Origin of the sequence: Solibacillus sp. FSL W7-1464, assembly GCF_038004425.1 — a bacterium.
In the GTDB taxonomy this organism is placed as follows: Bacteria; Bacillota; Bacilli; order Bacillales_A; family Planococcaceae; genus Solibacillus.
Genome location: NZ_JBBORC010000001.1, coordinates 2,992,368 through 3,005,214 on the forward strand (window position 1 = coordinate 2,992,368; position 12,847 = coordinate 3,005,214).

Below are 12,847 nucleotides of genomic sequence, written 5' to 3' on the forward strand. Positions count from 1 at the left end.
TCTATTAAGCAATGGAACCATTTAAATAGATATGTCAGCCGACATTATGTTATTTTTATGATATGTATTTAAGGAGGTTTTACAGTGTCATTATCTAAAAAAGGCTATCTTGTACTATTTATCGGGATCCTTTTATTAATCAGTTCCATCTTCTTCACAACTAATTGGAACATAACAGCATGGCTAGTATTATTTAGCGTCAGTCTTCTATTCTGTACAGTCGGAATCATTATGTTAATTGTCAATTTAGTTAAACAAATAAATCTGGAAAAGCAGAATAAGTTAAACAAATGAAAAAATGAGCAACCTTATTGTTGGTTGCTCACCTTTATTTTTCTTCCTTTACGGACAGGATGTTTACGGCGTCTTCGTATTGAATGCGTACGGTTTTTCTGGCACGTACTGACGATCTTGCTTTTACCTGAACTTGCTTTTTTTCGCCATTATGCTCAATTTCCACTAGGAAGCATTTTGCCCCACATTGCATTTTCTTCAACTCCTTATTCCATCAATTATAACGACAATTCTCCTGATAATCTATTTGTTGGGCTTTCGTCAATACAGCAAAAAAGCCGTAAATAATGGACGTTACGACCATCATTTACGATCTTTTTCTATGTTGAGGGAACGATAATTTCCCCATCATCTTCATCTTCAATTTCTCCCACAATTTCGGACAGGATATCTTCCATCGTCACTAGACCAATTGTGATTCCTTTTTCGTCCGTTACAATTGCCATATGGTTGCGCGATTGCTGCATTTTTAAAAACACATCTTTTATCGCTACCGTTTCTTTATAGCGGGGAATCTCACGAATGTACGTAGCGAAAGGATTCGTACGCCCTGCAGCAATATCTGTCAGCATCTCCTTAGAGTTTATGAAACCGATAAAAGCTGCTGTATTTTTAGTACGCTCAATGACCGGGTAACGTGTAAATTCGTATTCATCAATTACAACAAGAATTTGCTCTAATGTATAAGTTTTTTCGATTGTAATCATTTCACTGCGCGGAATCATGACTTCCCTTAGCTTCCGCGTATCAAAAGCGAAAATATTTTCCAGATAGGCAAGCTCTGTCTGATTGATCTCACCGCCTTCGTAACTTTGCGTCACAATCAGTCTAAGCTCTTCTTCCGAGTAAACTGTATCGTGGCCGGCAGGTTTGACACCAAAGATTTTTAGCAACCCGCGAGCAGATCCGTTTAATACGGAGATAATTGGTCCGGTAATTTTCCCGAACCAATATAGCGGCGGTGCCAAAATTAGCGTCATTTTTTCAGCATATTGGATGGCCAGTGTTTTTGGCATCAACTCGCCAAGCACTACGTGTAAAAAAGTAACAACCGATAACGCAATTACATAAGAAAGGGCTGTCGCAACCGCGGCCGGAATGCTGAAATACTCAAAAACAGGCTCAAGCATTTTCTCTACGGTCGGTTCACCGAGTGCACCAAGAATTAACGCTGTAATCGTAATCCCAAGCTGACAGGCTGATAAATAATAATCCAGATCCTGTGTTACTTTTTTTGCAGTGACGGCTTTTTTATTGCCCTCTGCGATAAGCTGATCAACCCGTGACATGCGCACTTTTAAAATCGAGAACTCGGCTCCAACGAAAAAGGCTGTCAACAATATAAATACCGCAATTAAAATTAAATTTATAATTATAATACTGTCCAATTAATTCCCCCGAAATATGAGGGATTCACCTCCAAGACATCTAAAGTATCGATCATTTACTGCTGAAGTTTATATTGTCTTAATACAACTTCCTTGATTTGATAATTGTCCATATCTGAAATAACCCAAATATGGTCGTCGAATTTTATTTCATCACCGATTTGAAGCTCTTCTCCGTTTTTGATCGAATCGATATTCGTATGCTGAATCCAGCCCCCGATTGTATCAATCTCGTCACTGTCCTCAAACTCAAATCCGAAACGATCTTCCAGTTCATCGAGCAGTACACGTCCATTAATCGTATACTCGTTTTCCCCTGACTTACGGATATCATCTACTTCATCTTCGTCAAATTCATCCCGAATCTCTCCAACAAGCTCTTCCAAAACGTCTTCCATCGTTAATATACCGGCTGTACCGCCATATTCATCGATAATAACCGTCATATGCACTTTTGCCTTTTGCATTTTTAACAGGGCATCCTGGATACTCGTCACTCCTAAAACAAATGGGACTTTCGTTAAAAACTGCTCAAGCTGTACCGTCCGATTTGAAACGATATAGCTAAGGAGCTTGTTTGCGTTGACGACACCAATAATGCGGTCTTTATCATTATTTTCAACAATAGGATAGCGTGTATAGTTATGTTCATCCAAAATCCGGATAATCTCTTCGGCGTTCATATCTTTGTCGATTGTAACTAAGTCTGTTCTTGGCACCATAATATCTTTTGCAACCCGTTCATCAAAAGCGAATACATTTTCTAAATATTTCAGTTCTTGCTGGTCGATTTGGCCGCCCTGAAAACTTTGTGCCATAATGATTTTCAGTTCTTCTTCTGAATAGGCCTGTTCTTCACTTGCTGATTTAACACCGATTGCTCGTAACAGTAAACGCGAAGTGCCGTTTAACGCCTGGATAAACGGATACATAATTTTACCGAACCAGTAAAGCGGTCCTGCAAGCATTAATGTCACTTTCTCGGAAAACTGAATCGCTAACGTTTTTGGTGCCATTTCACCAATGACAACATGCAAATAACTTACAATGGCAAGTGCTATTATATAAGAAGCGGCCGAAGCTACTACATCCGAAACATTTAACCAGTCAAATACAGGATGCATCAGTTCTTTTACATACGGCTTCGTAAAAGCACCCAAACCGATTGCTGTAATTGTAATTCCAAGCTGACAGGCTGATAAATAATAATCCAGGTCCCCTGCCACTTTTTTCGCAATGACCGCTTTTTTATTGCCTTCTAAAATCAATTGATCAATACGCGATTTACGGATTTTTACGACAGCAAATTCTGCTGCTACGAAAAATGCGGTTAAACCTAAAAAGATAATTAATAAAATGATGTTTAATATGGTGTTTACGTCCAATTACTTCCCTCAGCGCGAGGGATTCACCTCCAAAATGATTTAATAATAATTTGGTCTTTCTCTTATGTACCCGACTATCCTATTGAACATGCAAACAATAATGATGAAGTTATTAATTCTTTTAAGAGAATTTCTGCCCCAAAACCATCACGTTACAGTTTAAGAAAATTATATAGTTTTTATTGTCCAATCACAATTAATTGTGCCCAAAAATATAAAATTACAAAAAAAGTTTTCAGCTTTGATTGAAACAAAGCTGAAAACCTTTAATAAATTTATTCAACATCGACTGAAGATTTAATAATTTCGCCGTTATATAATTGGACTTTTTCATACTCATCTTTCTCTACTTGAAGAACGAATGTATGGGGCATACCTTCGTCTTCACATTTTTGTCCGACATTGTCAATCAATTGAACCGCCAAGTAATTATCATGTTCGTAAACATTATCGACTGAAGTACCACAGCTGCCCGAATAAGTGACAATAAATACGGCCATATACTTATCCATATCAATTGTGAAATTGTCTACATCAAATCGGCCTTGCAGTGATTCAAATTGTCCTTGTGTATTTGCATAGGCAATATGCGGAACGAGTGATTCATAGATCGGTGCAATTTTTTCATCATACTTAACAATTTCGAATGGTACTGCCTCTTTCTCGGTAAATGTAACTTTTGAACTTTCTCCATTACTACAACCTGCCAACAATAATAGGATGATAGCAAACAAATATTTTTTCATTATAATTTCACTTCTCTTTCTCATCTTCATAGTGATTTTAGTCCAGTTACGCATATTTTTCAAATCTTCTATCTTTCAATAAAGTAATTGTGATTACGTTAACAATTTCCCCTAATTCCTTATGAAATAAAACATCTTAAAGAAAATCCATCTTTGGGCGAAAATTCTAATCATTAAGGTATTTCAACTATTAATAGGCGAATTCCTATTGGCGCTTACCTGCATTTACATACATTACAAAGAATACTGAAGAAAGAAGGTATGCTTGTTGTATCAAAATCCGTTTGAACGCTTTGATGAGAGCCCTGAAGGACAACCATTTCAACAACAGTTTTTCCCAGCCCCACCAGGACCAGGCCCAGGAGGTTTCCCAGGAAGCCCGGGTGGATTCCCCGGATCTGGACCGGGATTCCCTGGAGGTTTCCCAGGTGGCGGCGGCCCCGGCGGCTTCCCTGGAAGTCCCGGAGGCGGATCTGGTGGAGGACCTGGAGGCAATACGCAAATGCCAATGGGACCACCCCCTAGTTTCACTCCGCAAATGCAGCAACTTTCCGCTAGCCATTCTCAGCAAGGTTCCAGTGGTATAAGACGCTGTATGTACCGCAATACGTTTATATGGCAAAGAAACGGTAGCAGCTTCTGGTTCTTCCCGACATTCGTTGCGCCAAATGTCATATTAGGCTTTAGATGGAGTCGTTTCGGCTGGATATTCAGTTCCGTTAACCGAAATTCAATACTGACTTTCCAATGCTTCTAACCTAAATATAAAAGCTCTTATGCGGCAGTGTTCATTACTGTGCCATAAGAGCTTTTACTTATTATGCTGCTTCTTTGCTGTTTTACTTACCTGTATTTTTTCATAGCAGAGCGTGTAATTGGCTGAGCGACTAATAGCTCAATTCAGGACAAACTCTTCCTGTTGTTTTCATCTCACGGTCAACTTCAGCAACAGAAAAAGCAATGACAATAATCGCCATTGCTTCGCTGACTTCGTAAATAAATTAAAAGGTTACAGCTTCAGTTCCTGTGGTTCACCATCATTCATTAATTTGATTGTGATTGGATCAAATTGAAGTGTCACCATATCCCCGTCTTCTGAAGTAAAAACATCTTTAAAGAAGTTTGTGATTTTCAACTTCAATGTATCATCCTTTACTTCGCTCAATTTTGCTGTAATTTCTAAATACGGGGCATGAAGATCTTCCTTAGTATAGCCCAGTAAAATATGTGTATAAGGATTTTCATTCAGATCGTACACTTTTTGAGAGTCTTCGGTTGTTGTCGCATAGAGCGTAAAATTTTCATTAGTAAATGTCATGTAGCGGACATAAGGGTGGCGTCCATTTAATGTAGCCATTGTCCCAATTTTATGGTCTTTAATAATTGAAAGTACTTTTTCTTTTAGTGTTTCCATTACGCTGCCTCCCTTAGTATAGTTGAATCTCTTCCTGGTTTTTTCCGTTTTTATTCATAATTCTCATTCGTGTCGGCGTAACTTGAATTAGCACAAAGTTTCCGTCCGCATGCTCCGGATATTTTTCAAGCAGCTGCTGCTTCACAACATCATTTAATGTTGTCGCCGCATTGCCTTCGATCTCCAGAAACGTTTCAAGTATTCCTTCGCCTTCATACCCTAATAAAATATGGGTACCGCCATATTCCGTAATTTCACGCACTACTTCCGAATCTTCCTGTGCCACCGTATACAGTTTCGACTCTACGTAGTCGAATGTCATATAGCGTGAGTTCGGTACACCGTTATTATTTGTGGCCATAACGCCAATGCTGTTTTCATTTAAAATTTGCAATGCAATTTCTTTATTGCTTTTACTCATATTTTCACTCCTCCGGTAATTTAAGTTCCATCATTCGTGAGATGAGAAGCACGTCCAACCGTATGTAATTCCAAATCAATGGGTAAACCGCTGTTGTGCTGATGCTTTTATAATTCCCTTAATAAATTTAAATAAAACAATTTTTCACCTATTTAACTTGGCAAATAACCTTTTAACCTTCCACCATTCAGAAAATCTCAATTAAAAATTCCTCTCCCTCAATCATGTGAACTGTAAAAAATTAAAAGTTATAGGGATATTTGTTTGAATATTAAAAAAATTGTAGATAAAATGAAATTGGAATAGATATCCTTTATTCTGCATGAAAACTATATGTAAGGAGGACATTGAATGAAAAGATTTACTTGGCTTTCTCTTATTCTTACAGCTCTTTTATTAGTTTTGGCTGCGTGCGGCGACTCCGAAGAGACGACAAATGATTCAACTCAAGGCGATAGCGGCACGACAGAAGGGACAGAAGAAAATGCTTCCGGCAAGCTCGTCATTTACACAGGGCGTGACGAAAACATGGTACAGGGTGTTATTGAAAAGTTTAATGAGCGTTACCCGGATATCGAAGTGGAATATATGACAATGGGTGCACAGCAGATTTTAGAGCGTGTGCGTGGTGAAAAAGCCAATCCGCAAGGTGATTTCTGGTGGGGCGGTACACAGTCAGCGATGATGGTTGCCGCAAATGAAGATTTACTTTTACAGTGGGATCCTTCATTTGTCGATTCCATTGACCCTCTTCACAAAGATGAAGAAAATCGCTGGGTCGGTGAAATGCTGTTACCTGAAGTCATTATGATTAACAGTGATGTCATGTCACCGGAAGAAGGTCCACAGGATTGGGATGATTTACTTGATCCGAAGTGGAAAGATGAAATTTTAATTCGCGGAGTTCTTGCTTCGGGAACGATGCGCACAATCTATTCTTCTATGATTTTCCGTCAGGGTGCCGATGATCCGTCAAAAGGCTATGACTGGCTGATGCAACTTGATGCGAATACGAAAGAATATACACAGGATCCTAACGCATTGTATTTAAAACTGGCACGCCAGGAAGGTTCAATTTCTTTATGGAACCTGCAAGATATTTTACTGAAAAAGCATACAACGGATTACACGTTTGATTTTATTTATCCGGAAAGCGGTGCACCGATCTTAGTCGATGCAGTAGGTATCGTAAACAATGCTAAAAATGAAGCGAACGCTAAATTATTTATGGAATTCCTGTTCGATCAGGAGACAATGGTAGAGCTTTCTAAAGAGTATTACCAAATTCCAACACGTACGGATATTGCGGCGGATGCAATGCCGGACTGGTATAAAGACTTGGATTTAAAACCATTGGATATCGATTGGCAAGTAATGGCCGATAAAGAAGCGGAATGGATGGAGTATTGGGATACAAATATTAAAGGAAAAGGCAAATAGTAGTTATATGACAGACCTCTGAATCAAGAGGTCTTTCTTTTCCTAATTTGTCGGTATGAAGGGAGTTGGATTGGATGAAAGCTGTTCGTATTAACGACGTTTCAAAAAAATTCGGTGATGTCGTGAGCGTCAAAGATTTAGAGCTGGATATAAAATCGGGTGAATTTTTTACATTTCTAGGTCCGAGTGGGTGTGGCAAAACAACAACATTACGGATGATTGCCGGATTTTACTACCCTTCTCAAGGTAAAATTTACTTTGACAATCAGGATGTCACAACATTGCAGCCTAATAAACGGAATATTGGAATGGTGTTTCAAAACTATGCACTCTTCCCGCATATGACAGTCAATGAAAATATTGCATTCGGTCTGGAGATCCGGAAATATGATAGAAAAACGATCAAAGAAAAGGTTGACCGGATACGCGAGCTTGTTCATCTAGGTCCATATGGCTCACGCAAAATCAATGAATTATCGGGTGGTCAGCAGCAGCGTGTTGCTTTGGCACGTGCGCTTGTCATTGAACCTGACATTTTGCTTCTGGATGAGCCATTATCCAATTTGGATGCAAAATTACGTGAGGAAACGCGGATTGAAATCAAACGGATTCAGTCGGAACTGGGTGTGACGACAATTTACGTTACCCATGACCAGACTGAGGCGATGGCAATGTCCGACCGGATTATGGTAATGGAGCATGGCGTCGTCAAACAAATCGGTACGCCACAGGAAATTTACCATCGGCCAAACAACCGCTTTGTCGCTACTTTTATCGGAGAGACAAACTTGCTTACGATGAAAGTAAAATCGATTGAAGACAATATGATTACCGTTACAAATGATAAAGGACTTGAACTGCAAGGCCTGACAGAAAACTTGGCAGCGGGTCTTCAAGTAGCAATCGGAGACGAAATTTATGTATCCGTCCGTCCTGAAGCATTTGAAAGCGGTCCTGGTGAAAACACCGTTACAGGTATCGTCGAGCTGATCGAATTTACCGGAATCAGCGTAAATTACTTTATCAAATGGAATGATACTACATTAAAAGCAATGATTATTAGTCGGGGTACTGCAATACTGCAAGCTGGCGATATGATTGAACTACATATCCCGAAACAAAATATTTATTTCCTAGGAGAATAAGAGAGGAGGCACACAATGAGCAAAAAATCCGTTGACACATACGAAGCGAGTTGGTGGTCTCGTCTTACACAATCACGCTATTTTGTCTATATTCTTATCTCCCCGCTGTTTTTAATATTGTTTGCCTATGTTATTTATCCATTTTACTCAACGTTTATTCAGAGTTTTGCCGGAGACAATCAGCTGGCAAACTATCAGAAGTTTTTCAGTTTAGAAAGTACAGCCAATCTGGAGGCACTTTGGAACAGCTTTTATATATCGATCATCAGTGTCATCTGCTGTGCTGTTGTCGGGGTCATGATGGCCTTTTTACTGGAACGCTATGACTTTCCGGGTCGCCGTCTTCTCTCTGTTTTAGTACTTGTCCCGATGGCATTGCCCCCCTTGGTCGGAGTTTTATCCTTTACATTTTTATATGGTGAAAGCGGCATCTTCCCGCGCTTATTCCAGCAGATGTTTCAATTGGAAGATGTTCCGTTTGCATTAAAAGGGATTTGGGGTGTCATTGTTGTTCATACGTTTACGATGTATACGTACTTCTATTTGACCGCTTCTGCAGCTATTAAAGGGCTTGATCCTTCTTTGGAAGAAGCCGCAACCAGCCTGGGAGCAAGCAGGATACGCGTTTGGCGGAAGATTATTTTGCCGATGCTTACCCCATCTTTAATCGCATCTTCCCTCCTCGTTTTCATGGTGTCGATGGCATCCTATACAGCGCCACTCATGTTCGGGGTTGAACGTACAATGACGATGCAAATTTATTTATCACGGACAAACGGCAATTTGGATATGGCGGCAACGCAGTCGACCATTTTATCATTCGTGTCCATTACCTTTTTGCTTATTATGCGCTGGTATCAAAACCGACGTAACTATCAGAATTTAAGTAAAGGGATCAGTGTTCACCGTTCGGAAGTGAGCTCGAAGCCTTTGAAGTATTTAGCGGTTACACTTTCCTTCATCGGAACGCTAATTTTAATCTTGCCGATTTTAGTGCTGATTTTAATTTCATTTTCAAAAGACGGTGCCTGGACAATTCAGATTCTGCCGACCGAATATACGCTTGATCATTATAAAGCGCTATTTACGGATGAACGCACATGGCGGCCAATTTGGAACTCGCTGCAAATGGGCTTCATCGCAACAGTCGGCAATATTATATTCGGTGTTGCTGCTGCTTATGCGATGGTCAGACTTAGCTTCAAAGGAAAAACAGCACTCGATATTCTAATTACGATCCCGTGGGCATTGCCGGGTACAGTTGTAGCTGTTAACTTAATCGCTGCGTTTTCCACGGAAAGCGTATTTACATTCAATCAAGTATTGATCGGTTCATTCTGGATTTTACCGCTTGCGTATTTTATCCGGCATTTGCCGCTTGTCTTCAGGTCAACATCCGCGTCCCTCATGCAGTTGGATCAGTCCGTGGAAGAGGCTTCGCGAAGTTTAGGGGCCTCGTGGTGGTATACATTCAGAAGAATTGTCATCCCGCTTACTTTATCTGGCGTTCTAGCCGGGACATTGCTCGCTTTTGTGCAAAGTATCGGGGAGTTCGTCGCATCGATTTTGATTTATAATACATCAACGATTCCTCTGTCGGTTGCCATATTCCAGAAGCTGTATGCCTTCAAGTTCGGTACAGCATGCGCATATGGTGTGCTGCAGATCATTTTAATCCTCATTGTCCTGATCATTTCAGAACGTTTATCAAAAGGCTCTGCAGGGAGCGCTATTTAACGCAAAAAAAGTAAAAGCAGAAAAACTGCTTTTACTTTTTTGCGTTATAGCTCTTTTACCATCCATACTTGATCATAGTAGCTGCCTTCAACCTTCAGGGCACGCTCTTCCTTTGCAAATCGCTTAAATCCTAGTGATTCGTAAAGAGAGATTGCCTGTTCATTTGTAGACTCGACAGTTAAATGCAGCTGTTCAAGACCATCATTTTCTCTTAATAGGCGCAACAGTTCTTCTATCATATCCCGCGCTACGCCTTTTCCTCTGGATTCAGGCATAACATAGAGTCCGACAAGAACACCTTTATGATTCAGTTTTGCACCCGTTTCTCTTTTAAATGTCGCAATTCCGATCAGCTCGTTCTCTTCAAATGCCCCAAGCGTAAATATATCGGCTTGCGGACGAAGACGCTGTTCAATTTCCGGGACCGTATAATTGTTCTCATGTTCAAAAGACGAGCTAAATGATGTTGGAGAATGTAAAAGCCCGTGTAATCTAACGTGTTTATATTGTTCTGCATCTTTATAACCTAATATTCGAATGTTCATCTTTTCACCTCATAACATTGCGTTCTATAATCTATACCCGGTTTCTTAATCTTTTACACTATTTCTCTATTATCACTAACTCTATTTCGCTACGTAATTGCGCTGGCGTATCTGCATAAACCCCAATATACTTTGCCTTTTTTTCAAATCCGCCTACTATTTGAATTGTCTGCAATTCTTTCAACTCAAGAATAAAATCGGGCTGTTCCTCTGTATTGCCTAACACTTTAAAATGATAAATCTTTTCATCTTGTAGGGACGTATGCAGTTGCGAAATATTTTTCAGCTCAATTTTTGTTTGTTTCAATAAGCCGTTGGAAAGATATAAATTTCCGTTTTCAATACGGACTGGATTTAGTACTAATGCACGCGAATCTGCCAGCAAGAATAGTAGTCCATAAAGTGAAAGAACTGAATGGCCCCAAGCCAGAATCGGCATACGGTCATGGAAAAACCAATGGAACGCGATCGCTTCAAATAATGCCGCATGGAAAATCATAAATAGCACAGGTACATACATCGTATTTTTATGAACGGTATATCCGTCCGGCTGTTTTTTCTTCCAGCTGCAAAACGCATAATAAAAAACAAGTATCTCCTGGCAAAGTATTCTCATTAATACGTTATCTTTCACTTTCTCTGCTACAATGCGAGGAAATGCGAAAATAAGTTGCTCCTGCTCTAATTTGACCGCCCGAATGATGCTCGGTAAATATTTTATGAAAACAAATAAAATGATTAATTCTACAAAAACCAATCCAACTTCTACAGCGATTGCAGAAAAAGTTATAAAACGAAAAGGCTCCATCAATCCATTAGGGATGACTAATCGAGCAAATAAAATACCCGCTGCCACAAAGACAACAAAATTTTTGACAGCCCATTTTCGTTTTTGCAGCAAAAGAAGCGCAGGTGCCACCACTGCACAGTCAATTAGCGAACCGATGACCATTCCGCGGGCTTGCTCCTCTGAAAGTGCGGAAACAAACGACAACTGATAAACAACCATATTGACCAGTAAAATGACACTAGCGATCAGGAACCATTTATAATCAACCACTCTTTGAAAAACCATCGCAATCCCCTTCCTTTCACGTATTGCATACATTTCCATAATACTTCCATTATAAACGATTGTTCCCATTCCATCCTCTATAAAAAAGCGCAGAAGTTCAGGAAACTTCTGCGCAGTAATTATTCTATTTATCCGTATTCACGAGCATGTCCTTCATCAGTTCACGGTTGCGTTTTTCGAATACTTCATTATGCGAAGAAACTTTTGCGTACTGATCTGCTGCCGGTTCAAGGCTAATTTTGATGGCGTTGATCGCATTGACCGCATCCTGGAATGTTCCGGTAATTAAATATACTTTGTTATCATATTTGGAAATATCGCCAACAGCATAAATCCCGTCAACCGATGTCAGCCCTTTCCCGTCCGTCAAATAATAATAGTCATAGTCCTGATCTTTTTCCGGAGCAAGTGCCGCATCAAAAGAAAATGAAGAATCCCGGTCATAGCCGTGGTTTACAAGGACATCATCCACCACGATTTCCGATGTTTCCTTTGTTACGACGTTTTCCAAAATGACTTCTTCTATTTTCGTCTTCGTTTCGTTCGCTACAAGTGTTTTAATCTGAGTATTTGTAATGATCGGGACGCCATTATCCTGTAAATGCCGGATTTGCGCTTCGTGCGCAGACAGCTTTTCGCCTCTGTAAATGACGGTAATCTGTTTGGCAATACCAATCAGATCCTTTGCCCAGTCAATCGCCGAGTTGCCGCCGCCTGAAATTAGCAGTGACTTGTCCTTAAAGCTTTGAATGCCTCGAATTGTATAATGCAAGTTCGATACTTCATACTTTTCCGCACCTTCAATATGCAATTTAATCGGGCTAATAATGCCTCCGCCTACTGCCACGATCACTTTTTTCGAATAGTGTTTTTCGCCTGAACCTGTCTCAATCACAAATAAATCTTCTTTTTTTGTGATGAAATCGACTTTTGTATTTAGACATACGGTTGGCTTAAATGTCAGTCCCTGTTTGATGAGATTTTCAATAACCTGCTGCGCGGGTGTTGGAGGCATACCGCCGATATCCCAAATGATTTTTTCAGGATAAACGTGAAGCTTCCCGCCGAGCGTCGGCTGAAATTCAATAATTTTCGTTTTTAATTCTCTCAACCCTGCATAGAACGCACTGTATAATCCGCTAGGACCACCGCCAATTATCGTTACATCATAAATATCGTTCATTCGAAACACTCCATTCATTTCATTTATCGGGCAATTACGCTTTTCGCGAAATTACAGCCGGATTCCATTGACTA

General features: G+C 40.0%; 14 protein-coding genes. 5 read left to right on the forward strand and 9 right to left on the reverse strand.

Annotated features, from left to right (window positions below):
- Window positions 1-84 precede the first annotated feature (84 nt).
- Window positions 85-294 carry a hypothetical protein gene (locus MKZ25_RS14905; protein WP_340802183.1) on the forward strand — a complete coding sequence of 70 codons (210 nt, stop codon included), beginning with the start codon at window positions 85-87 and terminating at the stop codon, window positions 292-294.
- Window positions 295-328: 34 nt separating this feature from the next.
- On the opposite strand, the gene MKZ25_RS14910 is transcribed toward MKZ25_RS14905, so the two are convergent.
- The 4 genes from MKZ25_RS14910 to MKZ25_RS14925 all read right to left on the reverse strand — a co-directional run bounded on the left by MKZ25_RS14910 (window position 329) and on the right by MKZ25_RS14925 (window position 3,813).
- A complete protein-coding gene (locus MKZ25_RS14910; protein WP_340802184.1) occupies window positions 329-487 on the reverse strand; it encodes a hypothetical protein in 159 nt (52 codons plus the stop codon).
- Window positions 488-614: 127 nt separating this feature from the next.
- Window positions 615-1,682, reverse strand: a complete 1,068-nt coding sequence (locus MKZ25_RS14915) for a hemolysin family protein (protein WP_340802185.1) — start codon at window positions 1,680-1,682, stop codon at window positions 615-617.
- 56 nt (window positions 1,683-1,738) lie between these two features.
- Window positions 1,739-3,067: a hemolysin family protein gene (locus MKZ25_RS14920; protein WP_340716119.1), complete on the reverse strand. Its 1,329-nt coding sequence runs from the start codon at window positions 3,065-3,067 to the stop codon at window positions 1,739-1,741.
- Between the two features lie 275 nt (window positions 3,068-3,342).
- Window positions 3,343-3,813, reverse strand: coding sequence for a Fe-S oxidoreductase (locus tag MKZ25_RS14925; protein ID WP_340716120.1), 471 nt, complete (start codon window positions 3,811-3,813; stop codon window positions 3,343-3,345).
- Between the two features lie 268 nt (window positions 3,814-4,081).
- Between MKZ25_RS14925 and MKZ25_RS14930 the strand changes: the two genes are divergently transcribed.
- On the forward strand, window positions 4,082-4,570 hold the full coding sequence (locus MKZ25_RS14930) for a hypothetical protein (protein WP_340802186.1): 489 nt from the start codon (window positions 4,082-4,084) through the stop codon (window positions 4,568-4,570).
- A 252-nt stretch (window positions 4,571-4,822) separates the two neighbouring features.
- Here MKZ25_RS14930 and MKZ25_RS14935 read toward each other — a convergent pair whose 3' ends face one another.
- Together MKZ25_RS14935 and MKZ25_RS14940 are read right to left on the reverse strand one after the other, a co-directional pair.
- The gene (locus MKZ25_RS14935) at window positions 4,823-5,227 is read right to left on the reverse strand and encodes a pyridoxamine 5'-phosphate oxidase family protein (protein WP_340802187.1); all 405 of its coding nucleotides are present in this window, start codon (window positions 5,225-5,227) and stop codon (window positions 4,823-4,825) included.
- 13 nt (window positions 5,228-5,240) lie between these two features.
- Window positions 5,241-5,648 carry a pyridoxamine 5'-phosphate oxidase family protein gene (locus MKZ25_RS14940; protein ID WP_340716123.1) on the reverse strand — a complete coding sequence of 136 codons (408 nt, stop codon included), beginning with the start codon at window positions 5,646-5,648 and terminating at the stop codon, window positions 5,241-5,243.
- A gap of 351 nt (window positions 5,649-5,999) precedes the next feature.
- Between MKZ25_RS14940 and MKZ25_RS14945 the strand changes: the two genes are divergently transcribed.
- The 3 genes from MKZ25_RS14945 to MKZ25_RS14955 all read left to right on the forward strand — a co-directional run bounded on the left by MKZ25_RS14945 (window position 6,000) and on the right by MKZ25_RS14955 (window position 9,970).
- Window positions 6,000-7,088 carry an extracellular solute-binding protein gene (locus MKZ25_RS14945; RefSeq protein ID WP_340716124.1) on the forward strand — a complete coding sequence of 363 codons (1,089 nt, stop codon included), beginning with the start codon at window positions 6,000-6,002 and terminating at the stop codon, window positions 7,086-7,088.
- A gap of 74 nt (window positions 7,089-7,162) precedes the next feature.
- Window positions 7,163-8,233 carry an ABC transporter ATP-binding protein gene (locus MKZ25_RS14950; protein WP_339195622.1) on the forward strand — a complete coding sequence of 357 codons (1,071 nt, stop codon included), beginning with the start codon at window positions 7,163-7,165 and terminating at the stop codon, window positions 8,231-8,233.
- Window positions 8,234-8,248: 15 nt separating this feature from the next.
- Window positions 8,249-9,970 (forward strand): ABC transporter permease, encoded by a 1,722-nt coding sequence (locus tag MKZ25_RS14955; protein ID WP_340716125.1) that lies wholly within the window; start codon window positions 8,249-8,251, stop codon window positions 9,968-9,970.
- A gap of 44 nt (window positions 9,971-10,014) precedes the next feature.
- Here the strand turns inward: MKZ25_RS14955 and MKZ25_RS14960 are convergent, their stop codons facing one another.
- The 3 genes from MKZ25_RS14960 to MKZ25_RS14970 are packed head-to-tail and all read right to left on the reverse strand — an operon-like array spanning window position 10,015 to window position 12,773.
- Window positions 10,015-10,515, reverse strand: a complete 501-nt coding sequence (locus tag MKZ25_RS14960; RefSeq protein WP_340716126.1) for a GNAT family N-acetyltransferase — start codon at window positions 10,513-10,515, stop codon at window positions 10,015-10,017.
- A 58-nt stretch (window positions 10,516-10,573) separates the two neighbouring features.
- Window positions 10,574-11,659 carry a hypothetical protein gene (locus MKZ25_RS14965; RefSeq protein ID WP_340802188.1) on the reverse strand — a complete coding sequence of 362 codons (1,086 nt, stop codon included), beginning with the start codon at window positions 11,657-11,659 and terminating at the stop codon, window positions 10,574-10,576.
- Window positions 11,660-11,714: 55 nt separating this feature from the next.
- Complete coding sequence (locus tag MKZ25_RS14970; protein ID WP_340802190.1) at window positions 11,715-12,773, reverse strand: NAD(P)/FAD-dependent oxidoreductase; 1,059 nt, start codon at window positions 12,771-12,773, stop codon at window positions 11,715-11,717.
- Between the last annotated feature and the right edge of the window lie 74 nt (window positions 12,774-12,847).

Excerpts from the sequence above, each read along its gene's own strand:
- MKZ25_RS14910 (WP_340802184.1), bottom strand. The coding sequence starts at position 487 with ATGCAATGTGGGGCAAAATGCTTCCTAGTGGAAATTGAGCATAATGGC.
- MKZ25_RS14925 (WP_340716120.1), bottom strand. The coding sequence starts at position 3,813 with ATGAAAAAATATTTGTTTGCTATCATCCTATTATTGTTGGCAGGTTGT.
- MKZ25_RS14935 (WP_340802187.1), bottom strand. The coding sequence starts at position 5,227 with ATGGAAACACTAAAAGAAAAAGTACTTTCAATTATTAAAGACCATAAA.
- MKZ25_RS14940 (WP_340716123.1), bottom strand. The coding sequence starts at position 5,648 with ATGAGTAAAAGCAATAAAGAAATTGCATTGCAAATTTTAAATGAAAAC.
- MKZ25_RS14945 (WP_340716124.1), top strand. The coding sequence starts at position 6,000 with ATGAAAAGATTTACTTGGCTTTCTCTTATTCTTACAGCTCTTTTATTA.
- MKZ25_RS14950 (WP_339195622.1), top strand. The coding sequence starts at position 7,163 with ATGAAAGCTGTTCGTATTAACGACGTTTCAAAAAAATTCGGTGATGTC.
- MKZ25_RS14955 (WP_340716125.1), top strand. The coding sequence starts at position 8,249 with ATGAGCAAAAAATCCGTTGACACATACGAAGCGAGTTGGTGGTCTCGT.
- MKZ25_RS14960 (WP_340716126.1), bottom strand. The coding sequence starts at position 10,515 with ATGAACATTCGAATATTAGGTTATAAAGATGCAGAACAATATAAACAC.
- MKZ25_RS14965 (WP_340802188.1), bottom strand. The coding sequence starts at position 11,659 with ATGGGAACAATCGTTTATAATGGAAGTATTATGGAAATGTATGCAATA.
- MKZ25_RS14970 (WP_340802190.1), bottom strand. The coding sequence starts at position 12,773 with ATGAACGATATTTATGATGTAACGATAATTGGCGGTGGTCCTAGCGGA.